The 17,828-nt window shown below is 57.2% G+C and carries 19 protein-coding genes; 4 read left to right on the forward strand and 15 right to left on the reverse strand.

Features of this window, described 5'->3' with window-relative positions; translation table 11 throughout:
* Nucleotides 1-12: 12 nt before the first annotated feature.
* The 8 genes from CLM58_RS15645 to CLM58_RS15680 all read right to left on the reverse strand — a co-directional run bounded on the left by CLM58_RS15645 (nucleotide 13) and on the right by CLM58_RS15680 (nucleotide 9,156).
* Nucleotides 13-1,830 (reverse strand): feruloyl-CoA synthase, encoded by a 1,818-nt coding sequence (locus CLM58_RS15645; RefSeq protein WP_095596794.1) that lies wholly within the window; start codon nucleotides 1,828-1,830, stop codon nucleotides 13-15.
* A 3-nt stretch (nucleotides 1,831-1,833) separates the two neighbouring features.
* Nucleotides 1,834-2,316, reverse strand: coding sequence for a MarR family winged helix-turn-helix transcriptional regulator (locus CLM58_RS15650; RefSeq protein WP_095596795.1), 483 nt, complete (start codon nucleotides 2,314-2,316; stop codon nucleotides 1,834-1,836).
* A 4-nt stretch (nucleotides 2,317-2,320) separates the two neighbouring features.
* Nucleotides 2,321-3,088: a crotonase/enoyl-CoA hydratase family protein gene (locus CLM58_RS15655; RefSeq protein ID WP_095596796.1), complete on the reverse strand. Its 768-nt coding sequence runs from the start codon at nucleotides 3,086-3,088 to the stop codon at nucleotides 2,321-2,323.
* A gap of 14 nt (nucleotides 3,089-3,102) precedes the next feature.
* Entirely contained in the window at nucleotides 3,103-3,867 is a 765-nt protein-coding gene (locus tag CLM58_RS15660) for an SDR family NAD(P)-dependent oxidoreductase (protein ID WP_095596797.1), read from the reverse strand.
* 90 nt (nucleotides 3,868-3,957) lie between these two features.
* Nucleotides 3,958-5,274, reverse strand: a complete 1,317-nt coding sequence (locus CLM58_RS15665; protein ID WP_095596798.1) for a TRAP transporter large permease — start codon at nucleotides 5,272-5,274, stop codon at nucleotides 3,958-3,960.
* The gene (locus tag CLM58_RS15670; RefSeq protein WP_095596799.1) at nucleotides 5,271-5,846 is read right to left on the reverse strand and encodes a TRAP transporter small permease; all 576 of its coding nucleotides are present in this window, start codon (nucleotides 5,844-5,846) and stop codon (nucleotides 5,271-5,273) included. Before CLM58_RS15670 ends, CLM58_RS15665 begins: the two co-directional genes overlap by 4 nt.
* Nucleotides 5,847-5,906: 60 nt before the next feature.
* On the reverse strand, nucleotides 5,907-6,959 hold the full coding sequence (locus tag CLM58_RS15675) for a TRAP transporter substrate-binding protein (RefSeq protein WP_095596800.1): 1,053 nt from the start codon (nucleotides 6,957-6,959) through the stop codon (nucleotides 5,907-5,909).
* Nucleotides 6,960-7,233: 274 nt separating this feature from the next.
* On the reverse strand, nucleotides 7,234-9,156 hold the full coding sequence (locus tag CLM58_RS15680) for an FAD-dependent monooxygenase (RefSeq protein ID WP_095596801.1): 1,923 nt from the start codon (nucleotides 9,154-9,156) through the stop codon (nucleotides 7,234-7,236).
* A 179-nt stretch (nucleotides 9,157-9,335) separates the two neighbouring features.
* On the opposite strand from CLM58_RS15680, the gene CLM58_RS15685 reads away from it, so the two are divergent.
* Nucleotides 9,336-9,737 (forward strand): MarR family winged helix-turn-helix transcriptional regulator, encoded by a 402-nt coding sequence (locus CLM58_RS15685; protein ID WP_233133120.1) that lies wholly within the window; start codon nucleotides 9,336-9,338, stop codon nucleotides 9,735-9,737.
* Nucleotides 9,738-9,775: 38 nt separating this feature from the next.
* Here the strand turns inward: CLM58_RS15685 and CLM58_RS15690 are convergent, their stop codons facing one another.
* The 6 genes from CLM58_RS15690 to CLM58_RS15715 all read right to left on the reverse strand — a co-directional run bounded on the left by CLM58_RS15690 (nucleotide 9,776) and on the right by CLM58_RS15715 (nucleotide 13,868).
* A complete protein-coding gene (locus CLM58_RS15690) occupies nucleotides 9,776-10,714 on the reverse strand; it encodes a formylglycine-generating enzyme family protein (protein ID WP_095596803.1) in 939 nt (312 codons plus the stop codon).
* A 143-nt stretch (nucleotides 10,715-10,857) separates the two neighbouring features.
* Nucleotides 10,858-11,061 (reverse strand): hotdog family protein, encoded by a 204-nt coding sequence (locus CLM58_RS17480; protein WP_373286757.1) that lies wholly within the window; start codon nucleotides 11,059-11,061, stop codon nucleotides 10,858-10,860.
* A gap of 6 nt (nucleotides 11,062-11,067) precedes the next feature.
* Nucleotides 11,068-11,304, reverse strand: a complete 237-nt coding sequence (locus tag CLM58_RS15700; RefSeq protein WP_095596804.1) for an Lrp/AsnC ligand binding domain-containing protein — start codon at nucleotides 11,302-11,304, stop codon at nucleotides 11,068-11,070.
* Between the two features lie 17 nt (nucleotides 11,305-11,321).
* Nucleotides 11,322-12,515, reverse strand: coding sequence for a kynureninase (gene kynU, locus CLM58_RS15705; RefSeq protein ID WP_095596805.1), 1,194 nt, complete (start codon nucleotides 12,513-12,515; stop codon nucleotides 11,322-11,324).
* A 2-nt stretch (nucleotides 12,516-12,517) separates the two neighbouring features.
* Entirely contained in the window at nucleotides 12,518-13,357 is an 840-nt protein-coding gene (locus tag CLM58_RS15710; protein WP_095596806.1) for a tryptophan 2,3-dioxygenase, read from the reverse strand.
* 46 nt (nucleotides 13,358-13,403) lie between these two features.
* Complete coding sequence (locus tag CLM58_RS15715; protein ID WP_095596807.1) at nucleotides 13,404-13,868, reverse strand: MarR family winged helix-turn-helix transcriptional regulator; 465 nt, start codon at nucleotides 13,866-13,868, stop codon at nucleotides 13,404-13,406.
* Between the two features lie 145 nt (nucleotides 13,869-14,013).
* Between CLM58_RS15715 and CLM58_RS15720 the strand changes: the two genes are divergently transcribed.
* The 3 genes from CLM58_RS15720 to CLM58_RS15730 all read left to right on the forward strand — a co-directional run bounded on the left by CLM58_RS15720 (nucleotide 14,014) and on the right by CLM58_RS15730 (nucleotide 16,707).
* Nucleotides 14,014-15,252 carry an acyl-CoA dehydrogenase gene (locus tag CLM58_RS15720; RefSeq protein ID WP_373286756.1) on the forward strand — a complete coding sequence of 413 codons (1,239 nt, stop codon included), beginning with the start codon at nucleotides 14,014-14,016 and terminating at the stop codon, nucleotides 15,250-15,252.
* A complete protein-coding gene (locus tag CLM58_RS15725; protein WP_229666081.1) occupies nucleotides 15,249-16,067 on the forward strand; it encodes an alpha/beta hydrolase in 819 nt (272 codons plus the stop codon). Before CLM58_RS15720 ends, CLM58_RS15725 begins: the two co-directional genes overlap by 4 nt.
* A 196-nt stretch (nucleotides 16,068-16,263) precedes the next feature.
* Nucleotides 16,264-16,707 carry a DMT family transporter gene (locus CLM58_RS15730; RefSeq protein WP_095596808.1) on the forward strand — a complete coding sequence of 148 codons (444 nt, stop codon included), beginning with the start codon at nucleotides 16,264-16,266 and terminating at the stop codon, nucleotides 16,705-16,707.
* Between the two features lie 4 nt (nucleotides 16,708-16,711).
* Here the strand turns inward: CLM58_RS15730 and CLM58_RS15735 are convergent, their stop codons facing one another.
* Nucleotides 16,712-17,827: a calcium-binding protein gene (locus CLM58_RS15735; protein WP_095596809.1), complete on the reverse strand. Its 1,116-nt coding sequence runs from the start codon at nucleotides 17,825-17,827 to the stop codon at nucleotides 16,712-16,714.
* Between the last annotated feature and the right edge of the window lies 1 nt (nucleotide 17,828).

Consider the following 17,828-nt stretch of genomic DNA (forward strand, 5'->3'; position numbering starts at 1 on the left):
CTTGGTTTCCTTTTAGATCGTCACAACTGCAGGGTCGGCGTCGTCATACAACCGATCCAACAGGTCTTTGCGGCGCGTCAGCACCTTGCGGAAGTTCAGGTTGCCCTTGGCGGTGATTTCGCCCTCGGGCAGAGAGGCGGGCTCGCTCAGCACAATGGCGCGAGAGATCTTTGTCGAACTGCCCGAGATTTCACGGGCACGTTCGGCGAGACGGCGGTGAATTTCGCCATGCAACAGCTTGCAGCGGAACGCACCGTTGTCGTCGGTCAGCTCGAAACCTTCGCGCTCCAGTTCCCCCTTATCCGGGAAAACCATGACGCCAATCTGGTTGCGGTCGGCCCCGGTAATGACAAGGTCCGAGGCAAGCGGCGCAAGACATGCCAACATGTCCAGACGCAACTGCGCCGCGCGAACCCAGGTTCCGGTGAGCAGCTTGAAGTCCTCAGAGATACGTCCGTCGAACTTCAATCCCTTGCTCACGTCATCAGGGTCGACAAACACCATCGCATCGCCGGTGATGAAATAGCCCTCTTCGTCAAAGGCTTCCTTGGTCTTTTCCGGCTCTTCGAAGTAGCCCGGAGTGATATTCGGACCTTTCACCCGAACCTCGCAGCGCATTTCGTCATCCGGGATCAGCTTGGCGGTGACCCCGTTCAGCGGCACGCCCACGACACCGGATCGGTCAATCGGTTCCTGCTGCATCATCGTAGCGGGGGCGGTCTCGGTCAGGCCCCAAGACGAGGTCATCAGGGGGACCTCGCCTTTCACATCCATCGCCATCTGCTGGAAACCCTGCCAGACATCCTGCGGCAGCGATGCGCCCGCGTAGAAAATCAGATCAAGATCCGCGAAGAACCGCTGTCGCAGCTCTGCGTCTGACTTCAGCGCGCCCAAGAGCATGCCAAAACCAACGGGAACGTTGAAACACAGCGTGCCGGTGATCATCGACAAGTTTTCCACTGTCCGATCAAACAGGCCTTTCACGGGCTTGCCATCGTCAATGTAGAAGCTTCCACCGTTGGCGAGCATCATGTTGAAATTATGCGACCCCCCGAAAACGTGGTTCCACGGCAGCCAGTCGACAAGCCGAGGCGGACGGGTTCGCAGGAACGGCATGGCGTCAGCCAATTGTGTCTGGTTCACGCACATCATGCGTTGCGTGGTCAGAACACCTTTGGGCGCCGATGTAGAGCCACTGGTCATCAGGATCTTTGCGACCGTGTCAGGGGTGACTTGCGCATGGTCAGTGTCCAGGTCAACGCTGGCATCCCCTTTCAACAGATCGTCAAACGGAGTGACACATTGGTTTTGGCCGGGACGGCTTGCGACGACTTCGATCCCGCTCAAGGCGTCAAGCGCCAAGGCCTCAGCATATTGGTTGGCATCCACAACATAGGCCATCTTTGGGCGTACCAGCTCTATCGCATGCTGCAACCGTCCATGCGCGCCGTGGATCAATGAATACTGCTCGGCCACGGGGACGGTCGGAACCCCGACATATTGCGCGGCCAGCGACAGAAGCCCGTGGTCGACGCCGTTGCCTGACATGATGATAATCGGTGTGTCCGGGCCCATTCCCCTTCCAAGAAGTGACGACGCAATGGCCCGCACCTTCTGCAACGTGGCCTGATAGGATTCTTCGCGCCACCCGGCCCCACTGCGTTCAGCAATGAAAACCCGTTCAGGGGCCTCTTCCGCCCAACGATGCAACCACTCTCCGGTGTTCTTTGCAACCGGCCCAAGGGCATGGTTCGACCGCAGCAGGATGGTCCCATCCGCGCGGTCCTCTCGCGAGACGGAATGCGGGCAAAACTCAGAGGTCTGTTTCATGATCTATCCCTCACCAAAGCTTCGCTCGACGATTTTCATCGCCGCGATCACGATTGCGCGCGTGTCTTGATCCAGCCCGGTCAAAAGACGCTCTTCATGGGCTGTCACGGCTGCGACGGCCCTGTCGTATAGCTGCCGACCGGCCAACGTCGCCTTGAGAGCGTAGGCCCGCCGGTCGGTCGGCACGCGGTCACGAACGATCAGCTCGCGCCGTTCCAACTCGTCGATGATCACGACAAGATTGGGTCGTTCGATGTCCATCGCCTCGGCAAGCTGTGATTGGCGCAGGCCGGGGTTGTCCACGATCAGGACCAGCGCGGTGTAGGTCAGCATGCGCAGGTCGAAGGGCTTCAGCGTTTGCGTCAGATCCGACTGGATCACATTGAAGGCACGCTTCATGTGGTAGCCTAGGAAATTGCGCAGCGTCGCATCGCTGACATGGGCAACGTCAGAGGGTGACGATCTTTTGGGTGCCGGCTTTTTCATTGGATCACCGGAACACTGGGGCACGTTTTTCAAGGAAAGCTTTCAAGCCCTCCTCGGCATCGGGCGTGGTTTGTGACAGGGCGGCTGCAAGCGACTCTGTAAACAAGCCATCGGCCTGCGACATGTCATTGATCCGGGCAATCGACTGCACCATCAGATAGTTCGACATTGGCGCATTACGCGAAATCTTACCTGCCAGTTTCTGGGCAAGATCTTGTGCCTCTCCTTCGCCTACCGAGTAATGCGTCAGGCCAAGCGAAAGCCCTTCGTCGGCGGAATATTTACGGCCAGTCAGCATCATCTCTGTCATCCGGTCCGCACCAAGAAGTCGGCCCACGCGCGCTGTGGCACCGCCGCCGACAAAAATTCCACGACGCCCTTCGGGAAGCTGGAAGATGGTCGAAGGCTCTGCAATCCGCACATGGGTCGACGCCGCAAGCTCTAGTCCGCCGCCAATGACCGCGCCGAACATGGCTGAGACGGTGATCAATCCACCGAACTGGATTTGCTCCATCACCCGGTGCCAATGGCGCGAGTGATACAGGTTTTCCTCGGCCGAGCGGTGGACGTGCTCTGATAGATCAAGGCCCGAGCAAAAATGCCCCTCGATCCCGGTCAGAATGACAACCCGGACGTCCTTTGGCGGATTGAAATAAAACGTCTCCAGCGCTTCCAGAAGCTCTTCGCACATGGCGTTGCGCTTACCCGGGCGGTTCATGGTCAGGGTGGCGATGCTGCCAGCGACTTGAATGTCGAGAATGGAGTCGGTCATTTGTCAGCTCCTTATTAGCGTGGGGGCAGGCGCACTGCGCCGTCCAGCCGGATGGTTGTACCGTTCAGGAATGGGTTCGCGACGATTTGCTCGGCCAGCAGGGCGTATTCCTGCGGCTCGCCCAATCTGGCAGGGAACGGGATATTGGCCGTGATCTTGGCGGCTACCTCTTCGGGCAGACCTTCCATCATCGGGGTGTGGAACAAGCCGGGTGCGATCGCCATGACGCGGATACCAAGCTGTGCAAACTCTCGGGCTGCGGGCAAGCACATAGAGGCGATAGCACCTTTTGAGGCCGCATAAGCCGCCTGCCCCAGCTGGCCATCCTGCCATGCAACAGACGCTGTGTTGATGATCACACCGCGCTCGCCATCGGTCTGGGGCTCCAACTCGGCCATGCGCTTGGCCGCATGGCTCATGACGTTGTACGTGCCGTACAGGTTAACCTTCAGGGTCTTGTCGAAAACATCGAAAGACAGTTTGCCTTCTCGGCCCACGATGCGCGCGGCCATGCCGACACCTGCGCAACTGATGGCGATGCGCGGGGCACTGCCAAACTGGCTTTCAGCCTCGTCAAAGGCCGCGCTTACGGCGGCTTCGTCGCTGACGTCCGCCTGAACCGCCACGGCACCAATGTCTGAGGCGACCGCCTTTGCGCGGTCAATATCGAAGTCCAGAATGGCCACCTTGGCACCAGCCGAGGCAAGGTGCCGGGCGGTCGCGGCGCCAAGGCCACTGCCGCCACCGGTCACAAGGGCTGTGTTTCCAGCTATCTGCATGTCGCGCCTTTCATTCTGTTTTGCTCAATCATTGTTATACTTCATATCTATTTAGCCGTGCGCCGCCGAAGTATGTCTCGGCGACAGTTCCTATCCGGGGATCAGGAACAGTGTGATTGCGGGGAACAGGACCAGGATGACCACGCGGACGAGGTCAGATGTGACGAACCACATCACGGCCTTGTAGGTTTGAACCATGGGGGTCGACCGGTCCATCGCGTTGATGATGAACAGGTTCATCCCGACAGGTGGGGTAATAAGGCCGACCTCGACCACGATCAGTACAAGGATACCAAACCAGATCGCCACATGTTCGGGCGACATGCCAAAGTCCAGCGCACTGATCACCGGGAAGAAGATCGGAATGGTCAGCAGGATCATTGACAGGCTGTCCATCAGGCACCCGAAGATCAGGTAGAACACAAGGATCAACGTCAGGACCGTCCACGGGCTGAGGCCCTGGCCGACAACCCAACCGGACAATTCCTGTGGGACCTGCGTCAACGCAAGGAAGCCGTTGTACATCCCGGCACCAAGCACGATGAAAAAGATCATGGCGGTGCTGGTCGCGGTAGCGATGATGCTTTCAACGAACACCTTCCAGTTCAGGTTGCCAGAGACCAAGGCGATCAGCCCGGTGCCTGCGGCACCTACGGCCGCACCTTCGGTCGGCGTGAACCAACCCAGATAGATACCGCCCACCACAAGGCCAAAGACCAGCAGCACCGGCCACACGTCCAGCAGCGCGCGCACGCGTTCCGGGTAAGGCACAGGTTCGCGCGTTCCGGCCGCGTCGGGGTACATGCGGACATAGATAGAGATCGTGATGACATAGCCAATCGCGGCAAGAATGCCTGGCACAAAGGCTGCAAGGAACAGCTTGGCGATGTTCTGCTCTGTCAGGATGGCATAGATCACAAGGATCACCGACGGCGGGATCAGGATGCCAAGAGTGCCCCCCGCGGCCAAGGTTGCCGTCGAGAACCCGCCAGAATAACCGTAGCGGCGTAGTTCAGGCAGTGCGACGCGGCTCATTGTTGCGGCGGTCGCCAGCGAAGATCCGCAAATCGCACCGAAGCCGGCGCAAGCCCCAACAGAGGCCATGGCGACACCACCCTTGCGGTGCCCCAGCCAGCTTTCAGCGGCTTTGAAGAGGGCTGACGACATGCCCGAAAGCGTCGCGAACTGGCCCATCAGCAGGAACATCGGAATGATGGTCAGCGAATAGCTGGAAAACGTCGTGTAAGTCTCTGTCTTCAGCTTGGCCATGAACATGTTGGTTCCGCCCATGGCGAAATACAAGCCTCCGATCCCGCAAAGCAGCATGGCAAGGCCAATCGGCGCGCGCAGAAAGATCATCAGCAAAAGAATGGGAAAGGACGCATAGCCCATTTCTAGCATCGTCAATGGACTGCCTCCCCGTGGTTCGGCAGGACACGCCGACCGGTAAACATTTCAACAACGCGCCCATAGGCGCAGTAGACACCAACCAGCGAGGCAACGACGGCGGCGACAAAGCTGGCGCCAAAGGCCCACCAGACAGGAAACTGCAGAAGGAAGGTCGTTTCGCCATAGGACATCTTGCTTTGCATGCCCTCGTACAGGCGCCAAGTGATCAACAGGATCGCAGCGGACAGGACGACCTCCCAGAAAGCTGCGATGACCTTGTTCGTCTTGGACGGCAAAGCGTTGGTAAAGACATCAACTGTGGCGTGGCTTCCGAACAGTTGGCAGATGGGAAGAAATGCGAAGATCGCAAAGGCGACACCAGCCTCGACTAATTCAAAGTCACCCGTAATCGGGCCAACCCCGGTGGCGATCAGCGCCTCGGCAAGACCGTCGGGCAGCAAGCCCGAATGACCCAGAGTGTTCAGACCGCGGCCCAGGACACTGAAACCAGTCAGCATCACCAGCCCCGTCAGCACCAGCCCCCCGGCAATCGCCATGAAGCGCGCAATGCGTTCCACAACCTTCAACATTCTAATTCTCCCCAATGAGTGCTTCCCCGGGGATGCAGCACCCCCGGGGAAACGTCGTACTTAGTTGGCCGAGTGCTTCTCGATCAACTCAAGAGCGCGAGCACGCAGGCCGGAGCCATCTTTGCCTGCATCGTCCATCTCTTTGATCCAAGTGTCGGTGGTCGACTGCGCTGCGGCTTTCCACTCTGCTACTTGGTCGGGCGAAAGCGTGATGATGTTGTTGCCACGTTCCATTGCCTGCTTCATCGACGGTTCGTCGTCGGCCTGCATCTGCTTGCCGGCGAAGGCAGAGAATTCAACACCAGAGTTTGCGTCGATAACGGCTTTCAGATCTTCGGGCAGCGCATCCCAGCGATCCTTGTTCATCGCGAAGATGAAGGTCGTGGTGTAGAGCGCGTCATCACCGAAGGAGGTGTGGTTGTCGACCAGTTCATTCACTTTCAACGCGCCGGTAACTTCCCACGGGATAACGGTTGCGTCGATCACGCCTTTAGAAAGGGCCTCAGGCACTGCCGGAACCGGCATGCCAACCGGGGTCGCACCAAGCGAGCTGAACATCCCGTTGGTCACACGGGTCGGCGCACGCAGTTTAACACCATTCAGGTCGCTAACGCTTTCGATCGGCTTTTTCGAGTGGATCAGACCAGGGCCGTGTACCCACAGAGCAAGCACTTTGAACTGCTTGAAGTCGTCGTCCATCATGGTTTCTTCGGCCAGTTCCCAGTAGGCGCGGGATACGGCTTCGGCGTTTGTCATGGTGAACGGCAATTCGAACACCTCGGCGCGCGAGAAGCGGCCCGGAGTATAGCCCGAAACGGTCCAAACGATGTCTGCTACGCCATCAATTACCTGATCGATCAGCTGCGGCGGGGTGCCGCCAAGCTGCATCGCCGGGAAACGCTGAATTTCGATCCGACCATCGGATTCGGCTTCGATCTTGTCCGCCCAGACATCCAGGATGTTCTTCGGTACGTTGGCCTGCGCCGGCAGGAATTGGTGCATACGCAGGGTGACGTCGGCGGCCAGAGCACTGGTGGTTGCTGCGCCGAACGACAGTGCGGAAACTGCGGCCGCCCCTGCTAGTTTGAGTAGATTTCTGCGAGTATTGATCATTCGTTCCTCCCTGATTGATCTTTTTTCATAGGCGCACGAAGCGCTTTTCTGATCCCCTCAATAATTATGAATCATAACTATTAGGTTCCAAGTTTGTTTCCTGTGCTTTCGATATTTCCCAAATCATTTCCGTGAATTGGTGCCAGATCGCGCAAGATTCCCCCCGCCGACCGACCTTGCGCCAACAATTTTCGAAAGTAAATTGAGTTTTGATCTGTTTTAGTTTCCTTTTTGAAAAACTAAGAACTTATTCACAGAAATCGCGAATGCGACCTTATTCCGAAGCGGCAGGCAACAAAATCTGGTCAAAGAATTCGCTAAGCTCTTGGTAGGCATCTAACGGCAAAACGTTGGCGATGTACTGATCCGGCCGCACAATGATCATGCAGCCCTTCTCTCGATCAATTCCACGCATATCAAAAATGTCCCCCACCCCTTTGTGGTCGACACAAAAGACCTTTTCATAGTCTTGCAGGCCAAGCTTGCCTTTCAGCGGCTTCAGCAAGGAGGGCATCTCCTCATAAGCAAGGTCTTCGAAGGTTTGCTGAAATACGGCTCGCAGGTCGAGCACAGCGTCGATATCCGCGCTCGGCGGCGTGTATTTCACAACAGGTGAAGCCGCGTCATTCTCAAGCCAATCCGACAGTTTGTGAATCGCCGATCCCGGCTTGGAACTGTCGCCGCTTCCGGCAAAGGCATAGATCCTCCAGCGGCCGTCGGCCTCTGCGGCATGCCCCAGTTGCATCTGCATCGCATCCGACAAACGCACGACCGGGGCGGAATGGAAACGTCGTCCGATCTCTTGCCCGGTCGCCAGCGCTTGATGAACAGGTGCCGCGACGAGCGCCGACTCTTCATATTTCACTGCGAGACCACCGGTGAATTCAAGATTCTCTTTGAATTGCCGGACGAAACGCGGTTCATCCCCTTTATCAAGCTCGGACTCTCCCGGAGGTGCCGACATGATGCGCGCCCACTGGTGGTCGGTTTCGACCAGCCGTTTCGCCTCGGCCAGACGTTCTGCCGAATAGCTGCGCAGAAGATTTGCATCAGCACGCCCCTGAAGAACATGCGCAAGCTTCCAACCAAGGTTGAACGTGTCCTGCATCGAGACATTCATCCCCTGCCCCGCTTTAGGGCTGTGCGTATGGCACGCGTCTCCAGCCGTGAAGACACGAGGGTTCCGGTCCTCTCCGGCTGGCACATCGTCGAACCTGTTGGTCATACGATGACCGATTTCGTAGATCGACCACCACACGACTTCTTTCACATCAATCGTGTATGGATTCATGATCCGGTTCGCCGCGGCGATCATGTCATCCTTAGTGAAGTTACGACTAGAGACCCGCTCGTCCGCGTTCAGCTTGTCCAATTCCACATACATGCGGAACAGGTAGCCCCCTTCGCGCGGCAGGATCAGAACGTTTCCCTCTTTGGCCGAGGCAATCAGACATTTCTGCCGCACATCCGGAAAGTCGGTATTGGCAAGGATATCCATCACCCCCCAAGCTTGGTGGGCAGCGTCCCCTTCCAATTTGCCACCGATCGCCTCTCGCACGTTGGAACGCGCGCCGTCGCATCCCACCACATAGTTGGCCCGAACCGTAAAGGTTTCCCCCCAGTTCACCCCGGTGTCCTCTAGGGTCACGGTGACCGGGTATTCTTCGGCGGTCGGATCTATGGTTACGTCACGCACTGACAAGTTATAGTCGGGCTCCAACCGAGACGGAGAGTTTTTCATCACATCCAAAAACAACTGATGCAGGCGCGCCTGGTTGATCAGGATGTGAGGCATTTCAGAGGAGTCGTCAGAGACATCCTGAACCCGACCAATACGTTTGATATGGGCCGGATTTTTCGGATCAGGCATCCAGAAACTGGTCTGGTTCACCCAATAAGTTTCCCGTTTGACTTTGTCCGCAAACCCAAAGGCCTGAAACATCTCCATGGTGCGGGTGTTGATGCCGTCCGCCTTGCCCTTTTCGATATTCGCCGGGCTTCTTTCGACAATCATCGTTTCGATCTCGGGGAACTGCGATAACTGCGCGGCCAGACACAGGCCGGCAGGACCCGACCCGGCAATCAGAACATCGACTTTTTCTGGCAAAGGCGCATGAGCACTGCGATCACGCCGACACGGTGCCGCGTTTTTGATATCGGGATCGCCCCCGCGAAAACCGTCTACGTAAAATTGCATAGCCACTCCTCCCCTTTGCGCCAGACATTGAATAAGTCCGCGCCAAAATTAGTAGCTATACTTACTATATTTCGTCAACAATAAAATAAGTATACAAACTAAATGAAAATATGTTATTGTTATTCAGTGTGTTAGAGGTCTTACATCAGCGCAGGAGAATAAAGTTGAAAGCACAGGTAATGGCCGGTCACTTGATTCGACGGCTAAATCAGATCTCGACCCACACCTTTGCCCAGCACATGCAAAAGTCCGGCTTCGAACTGACCCCGGTCCAGTTCGCCGCACTGGACGCAATCGCGGCGTCCCCCGGAATTGATCAGGCCGGCGTGGCCAACAAAATCGCCTATGACCGTGCCACCATTGGCGGCGTAATCGATAGGCTTGAACAAAAAGGCTATGTTACCCGCAGCATCAGCAAGCAGGACCGCCGCGCACGAGAGGTACGCCTTAGCGAAAAAGGCAGTTCGGTCCTTGAAGAAATACTACCCATCGTGACCGCCCTTCAGAACGATATCCTGTCAAAGCTGGATGAAGATGAGCGTTCAGAGTTCTTAAGGCTGGCAAAAAAGGCAGTTTATTAGCGCCCCCCCAGCCTTACGGCCCTCTCATCTCCCGTGCCTCACTGGTCATAGACCAAGCGAAAGCCCTGATGAGAGGTCGAGCTATCTGGCGAAATGCCGGTGCGGGCTGCTATCCTGTATCTGTAGCAGTAACTGGCATGACACAGGAACGAACCGCCTTTCGCCAGCTTGTACCCCTCTTTCCCAGCATGCGCTTGCTTCACGCTCTTCTTTAGAGATTTCACCTTGAAAGGCTGCGCTGTGTACTGCCAGACATTGCCGACCATGTGATAAAGGCCATACCCATTGGGCTCGAACGACTTTGCGGGCGCCGCGCCAAAGAACCCGTCCAGTTCAAGGTTCGTTCGCGGGAAGTCACCCTGCCAGATGTTGCAGGGGAAATAGTCATGGTCATTGGGCTCTTGATCGCCCCAGGGGAAACGGACATCGCCAAGACCGCCTCGGGCCGCGTGTTCCCATTCTGCCTCTGTCGGCAGTCGCCCCCCGGCCCATTTCGCGAAGGCCTGAGCATCGTTCCATGTGACCTGCACAACCGGATGATCACGCAGACAGGCCTCTTCCGTTCCGGGGCCCATTGGCGCGCGCCAATTCGCCCCCTCAACCATGCGCCACCAAGGAGCCGCTGCAACAGCCTTCGAGGGTGGCGCGTCTTCAGGCAACAACATCTGAAAGACAAAAGAGTTCCCGAACTTTTCCGCCTCGGTCACATATCCCGACGCCTCTACGAAGGTCGCAAATCGAGCGTTCGTTACGGTGGTTTCATCCATCAAGAACGGCTTGATACGGGTCTTGCGCAAGGGGCCCTCGGCATCGACAGGAAGTTCTTGCCGATTTGTTCCTATCAGCCCCTGACAACCCGGAATTTTTAACCGGACCGGTGGGTTGGCTTCTTTGTCGGTCGAACTGGTCGACTTAGACAGCTCTGCGGCCCCTACGCGGGCGGGCACACAACAGCTGGATGTCTTGGCCTTATCCATTCGTAATGGTGTATTTGCGAATACTGGTAAGAGCAACCCGCGCCCTCGGACAGCTTTTGCGCCCGCAACTTTATCTAGAAACTGAAAGAAGCGGCGCGGCTTGATATAAGGAACCGCCCTTGCCACCGGGTGCTATGCGATGATCAACTTCGCGTTGTGAAAACCACCTTGAAAGCGGCCGTCGGCACCGCGCTGTCGCGAAGCAAGTCCTCATAGGGCCAACCCAGAAGATTACTGAACATGGCTTCGACCGCGTCATTGATCATCTCGAAGTACCGTGGATAAAACACGATACCAGCCGGGTCGCAGTGTTTGAACAGAACCTTCTGGTGCAGGGTAAAGTGCATCTTTGGTTAGAACGCTTTGTAGGTTTGCGTCGTGTATGTTCGCTCAATCCCGTCGATGTTGAGGACCTTGTCATTGATGAACTTGCCGATGTCTTCTCCATCCGGAACATAAAGCTTCATCAGCAGATCATATTCGCCGCTGACGGAATACAATTCGGAATGGATCTCGCGAAGCGCGATCTCATCAGCAACTTTGTAGGCTGTTCCCGGTCGGCACCGGATTTGCACGAATAGACAGGTCATTTCTTACTTCCCTTTAGTCAGGTGACACGCGATTTGATTTGATATTTCGGGTCGCGCCAAAGATCGTTGTTCACCACATCCTCAATGATCTTGGCGGCGCTGACAACGTCGTCAGCATCGATATAAAGCGGCGTGAACCCAAAGCGCATGATGTCGGGCGCGCGGAAGTCTCCGATCACGCCCCGGTCGATCAAAGCCTGCATCGCCGCATAGCCATGTTCGAAAGCAAAAGACACCTGCGAGCCGCGCGAGGCCGCGTCGCGAGGCGAGGCCAATTGCAGCTGCGGGCAGCGGGTTTCGACCTCGGCGATGAACAGATCACATAAGGCAATCGAGGCCGCGCGGATATCCCGCATCGAGACGCCTTCCCACGCCGTCAGAGCCTGCTCCAATATTGACAGTTGCACGATTGGTGGGGTTCCGACCCGCATTCGTTCGGTCGACATGGCCGGACGGTACCCCAACTCCATCGCGAAGGGCGCGTCATGGCCCATCCAGCCCGCCAGTGCAGGTTCCACGGTTTCAACAATATCCGGACGCACATAGATGAAGGCTGGCGCACCGGGGCCGCCATTTAGGTACTTGTAGGTGCAGCCAACCGCGAATTCTGCGTTTGATCCGGCCATATCGACCGGAACCGCCCCCGCGCTGTGCGCAAGATCCCAGATCATCACTGCCCCCATGGTATGCGCTTTGTCTGTGATGGCCTGCATGTCGTGCATCCGGCCGGAGCGATAGTCGACCTGCGTCAGCATCACGACGGCGACTTCTTCGGTTATGGCCTGCGTGACGTCTTCCGATGCAGGCGTGCGCAGTTCATACCCTTTGTCGATGGTCCCCATCAGACCCTGCGCCATATACAGGTCAGTCGGGAAATTTCCGCTGTCCGACAAGATCACCTTGCGGTCCGGGCGCATTTTCAAAGCTGCTGCCAGAGCCTGATAGACCTTGATGGACAAGGTGTCGCCCGTCGCCACCGACCCCTCTGGTGCACCAATTAATTGGCCGATCTTATCCCCGACCCGCTTGGGCAAGGAAATCCAGTCCGCGGTATTCCAGGCGCGGATCAGCTCTGATCCCCATTCCTGTTCAATCACTTCAGCAGCCCGAGCGGCCGCCCCTTTGGGCAACGGTCCCAGAGAGTTGCCATCCAGATAGATGACACCCTCGGGCATCTCGAACAGTTCCTTGCGCGGCAATACGGCTGTCATTCTCAAAGCTCTCCGCGCAAGTGCCAAAGTTCGGGGAAGAGCTCAACGCTTAGCATCCGGCGCAGGTATTGAACCCCAGAGGTGCCGCCCGTGCCACGCTTGAACCCGATCACACGTTCCACGGTGGTTACGTGATTGAAACGCCAGCGGCGGAAGTAATCCTCTAGATCGACCAGCTTTTCGCCCAGCTCATAAAGCGTCCAGTAATCGTCGATGTTTTCATAAACGATCTTCCAGCGGTCCTGAATTTCCGGCACGGCCTCGTGCGGGGCATCCAGTTTCGGTTCAGGCAGGTTCTGTTCGTGGCCGTCAACCGTACGGAACAGAAGACGGACCACCTCGTCATAAAAACTTGGACGCGCCAACTCGTCAGACAGGGCCTGATGGACCTCGGGCAGATGCTCGTGCGGCTTCAGCATGTTGGGGTTCCGGTTGCCCAGAACGTATTCGATCATTCGATATTGATAGGACTGAAACCCAGAAGACAGGCCAAGCGCCTCGCGGAACCGGGTATAATCCGCTGGCGTCATCGTGCGCAGCACGTCCCACGCACTGTTCAATTGTTCGAAAATCCGGCTGACCCGCGCCAGCATTTTAAACATGGTCGCGGTATCGCCCTCCTGCAGGGCGACCCGCGCGGCCCCCATTTCATGAAGGGCCAGCTTCATCCAAAGTTCGCTGGTCTGGTGCTGGATGACGAAAAGCATCTCGTCATGCGCGTCACTCTGCGGCTTTTGATGGGACAGAATATCTTCAAGATGCAGGTAGTCGCCATAAGACATTGCGTCCGTGAAGCGCATCTTCGCACCTTCGGTTCCAGGATTATAGGCTTCAGAGGTCATGACTGGCCCCATTTTCGAAATGAGTTTCATTGCGTCGCATGTTTGCTCACTCCTCCAAAGATGTTGTTAGATGATCCAAGCGCCGGATCATGCCCTCGATGTCATCGGCGTTCAGACCGCTTAAAAGCTCGTCTACCCAAGCTTCGTGCACGGCCGCGTGTTCCGCGAAAACTGTTTGGCCTTCGGGGGTCAACCGGATGAGGTTGGCGCGCCGGTCGTCGGGAACCGCAACGCGCAGGGCCAGCCCCTCTTCCACCAGCTTGTCGACCACCACCGTCACGTTGCCGTTCGAAACCCGAAGCTTCTTTGATATCTCGCTCATCTTCAGACCTTCGTCAGAGCGCGACAGGGCGGACATCACGTCAAAGCGTGGCAGAGTCCAGTTGCACTCTGCCCGCAAACGGCGACGCAGCTCGTCTTCGATCAGGCTGCTGGCCTTGAGCAACCGCAGCCAAAGCCGAAGCCGCTCTTTCGAAAGCGGGGGCTCCTGCGGGCCTGTCTGTGCGGTCATGTCTCGCCTCCGGACGTTTTGAAGCGGGTCAGCTTCGACTAATTGTTAAAGCGTAAGTGAGTCGCTAATTTACTTCAAGCTTGAAATATTAAAGCTTCAATCTTACAAGTTGAGATGTTTCTGATTCCTTAGTGGAGACCCCTGAATGAACCCGAGCGAAGCCCCCGAAATGCACCCGGCCACACCGGAATCCGCACGCGCGAAGCCCGCGCAATTCGTCTGGGAAGACCCGTTTCTGCTGGAGTCACTGCTGACAGAAGAAGAACGGATGATCCGCGATACGGCGCATGCCTATTGTCAGGACAAGCTGAAGCCGCGCGCAATCGAAGGGAACCGCCACGAGATCTTCCACCGTGAAATCATGACGGAAATGGGAGAGCTGGGACTTCTGGGCACGACAATCCCCGAGCAGTATGGTTGCGTCGGTGCGAACTATGTCTCTTACGGCCTCGTTGCGCGCGAAGTAGAGCGGGTCGACAGCGGGTACCGCTCGGCCATGTCCGTGCAAAGCTCTCTGGTGATGCACCCGATCTTTGCTTACGGCACCGAGGAACAGCGTCAAAAGTACCTGCCTAAGCTGGCAACGGGTGAATGGGTTGGGAGTTTCGGCCTGACCGAACCCGATCACGGCTCTGACCCCGGTTCGATGATCACCCGGGCTAAGAAAGTCGACGGTGGCTATCTGGTGTCAGGCGCGAAGAACTGGATCACGAACAGCCCGATCGCCGATGTTTTTGTCGTCTGGGCCAAGTCCGACGCGCATGATGGCAAGATCAAAGGCTTCGTCCTTGAAAAAGGCATGAAAGGCCTGAATGCCCCCAAGATCGAGGGCAAGTTCAGCCTGCGCGCCTCTGTAACTGGCATGATTCAGATGGACGAGGTCTTTGTCCCCGACGAAAATCTGCTGCCGAACGCCCAGGGCCTTGCCGGGCCGTTTGGTTGCCTGAATCGCGCGCGCTATGGGATCAGTTGGGGCGCGATGGGCGCCGCCGAAGCATGTTGGCACGCGGCCCGGAACTATACGATGGACCGCAAGCAATTCGGCAAACCGCTGGCGGCCATGCAGTTGGTCCAGAAGAAACTGGCCGACATGCAGACCGAGATTTCTCTTGGCCTGCTAGGCGCCCTGCGTCTGGGCCGTATGATGGACGAGCACAACAACTCGGCAGAATTGATCAGCCTTATGAAACGCAACAACTGTGGCAAGGCGCTCACCATCGCCCGAGAAGCCCGTGACATGCATGGCGGCAACGGAGTGTCCGACGAATACGGTGTCATCCAGCACGTGATGAACCTTGAAGCCGTCAACACCTATGAAGGCACCCACGACGTTCACGCCCTGATCCTTGGCCGTGGCCAAACCGGCCTGCAGGCGTTCCAGTGATCGACGGCGCGGGCATCGACTGGGAAGACGCGTTTCTAAACGCGCCGTATATTCCGGACGGCATGACCTTCCCCGAGCTTTGGCGCACCCGCGCCGAAGCGTTCCGCCAACAGGCCAAATGCGAGCTTGATGTCCCATACGGCGATCACCCGCGCGAACGGCTGGACCTGTTTTTTCCCGAAGGTCCATCAAAAGGGCTGGCCGTTATTGTTCATGGCGGCTTTTGGTTGAAGTTCGACAAATCCAGCTGGTCGGATTTGGCAGAAGGCGCGCTTGCCCACGGCTGGACCGTGGCGATGCCCAGCTATGTTCTGGCGCCCGAGGCAACGCTGCCAGAAATCACCGAACAGGTGGCCCAAGCAATCTCGGTCGCGGCCAGCCGCGTCGAGGGCCCCATCCGCTTGTCAGGCCATTCAGCTGGCGGGCATCTTGTCACCAGAATGGTCTGCAACGACACGCCTTTAACCACCAAAACCGCAGGCCGTATCGAACGCGTTGTTTCCATCAGTGGCCTGCACGATCTGCGCCCCTTGCTGCTGCATTCCATGAACGAAAACCTTCGCTTGGATGCCAACAGCGCGGCCGCTGAAAGCGCCGCCTTGTGTACCGCCCTGCCCGATGTGAAAGTCACAGCCTGGGTCGGCGCTTGCGAACGCCCAGAGTTCCTGCGCCAATCTGCCCTGCTGGTCGCAGCTTGGGGACGGCAGGGTGTTCCCATTGATCTGGTCACCGACCCCAAGCGGCACCATTTCGACGTAATCGAGGGTCTGAAATCCGCCGACCATCCACTAACGACCGCCTTTGCAGGTGACTGACTTGATTGTAAGACTGCCCAAAGCAGGCGGCATCGTAATGTCTGGCACGTGACATCAATGCTGAAGCAGCGAGAATACCGCTTTAGAAGCCTTTGTTAACGAACATAAACTTCTGCTGGCAACAGGGCGATTTCCCGGCTTGCCGCGCAATCGAATTTAACGCAGGCTCTGCAAGATCAGCCACCGGAGGCGCGTTATGCAAAGCACCCTGTCCTACGCCATAATCATGCTTGCAGCAGGTATCGGAGTTCCGATCCTGGCCGCTCTGAACGCGGCCCTTGGGCAAAGACTGGGCTCTCCGGTTGCGGCGGCGGTCGTCTTGTTCTCGGTCGCGCTGACGATTGCTGCGGTGATTTTGATGATCTCCGGGCCATCGAAACTTGCCGGTGTCGTGTCAGCCCCGAAACACCTTTTCTTGGCGGGAGGGCTGATCGCGTTTTATGTCCTCACAATCACATGGATTGCTCCAAAGTTCGGGGTCGGCAACGCGGTGTTTTTCGTCTTGCTAGGGCAATTGATCAGCGCTGCAATCATCGACCACTTTGGCCTGATGGGCGCCCTGCCCCAGCCGATTTCCGTGATCAGGGCAGCGGGTATCGCTGTGATGGGGCTGGGCGTGTTCATCACCCAGCTTGCATAGGACTTTAGGCCGCGCTGACGGGGCTAAGCGTCACGTCGCCAATGGCAAGCGGGGCACTGCCGGTCGAAAGGACTTCGTCGAACAGAATGTCCACGACAGTTCCATCGTCGTAAGTGACCTTCAGGACCCAATCAGTACCGCTGTTGTCCAAGGCAAGGCTCGGCGCTGGCTCTGTCTCGTCATACTCGACTGTCAGGCTGTCATTGGAACCGCTAAAGTCCCCGATGGCCGCGGTCCCGGCTTCGGTGAATACCGACAGAACGAACTCGTCCTGACCACCATCGCCATAGCCGGTATCGTCTGCGCGAAGGCGCAGAACGTCGTTCTCGAGGCCACCATAGAGGGTGTCAAAGCCCTTGCCGCCAGCCAGAGTGTCCTTGCCGTCTTCACCATCGATAAAGTCGTTACCCTCGTTACCAACGATGTCATCATCGCCTGCACCGCCGAAGATCGTATCATCCTCGAACTCGCCTCGGATAAAGTCGTTACCGTCGCCGCCAAAGATTAGGTCCTGATGGCCACCGCCATAGATGGTATCTTCACCCGCGCCACCGAAGATCGTGTCATCTTGAACACCTCCTTCGATATAATCGTTGCCCGGGTCTGTATCCAAGCCACCCAGTTCGGCAGACGCGGTCCGAAGCGGGTTGATATCCGCTGTACCAGCCGAGTTGATTGCATCGCGTAAATCAGTCGTAATGTCGGTGTTAATGTCTGGGGAGTCGCCACCGACGATCCAATCCTCGTCGTCTCCGCCATAAAGCGAGTCGTCGCCCTCACCACCATACAGTTGGTCCGCATCGTCGTTGCCGCGGATCTCGTCGTTTTCCGCACCCCCACGCAGGATGTCGAACCCTTCAAGACCCTGAATGGTGTCAGCGCCGTCACCGCCCAAAATCGAGTCAATGCCAGTGCCGCCAAACAGCTGGTCATCCCCGCCTAGACCGTTAAGGATGTCGTTTCCGCCCTGCCCATAGATGCCATCAGCACCTTCAGTCCCGTCGAGCGAGTCATTCCCATCAGTGCCAGAAATTTCGTTGAGGTTATTTCCTCCGCTGCTCCCGCCGCCACCTGCAGCAAGTCCAACCACACCCAAAAGCATCAGCAGAAGAAGATCCATT

This window comes from Actibacterium pelagium, from assembly GCF_002285415.1.
In the GTDB taxonomy this organism is placed as follows: Bacteria; Pseudomonadota; Alphaproteobacteria; order Rhodobacterales; family Rhodobacteraceae; genus Actibacterium_B; species Actibacterium_B pelagium.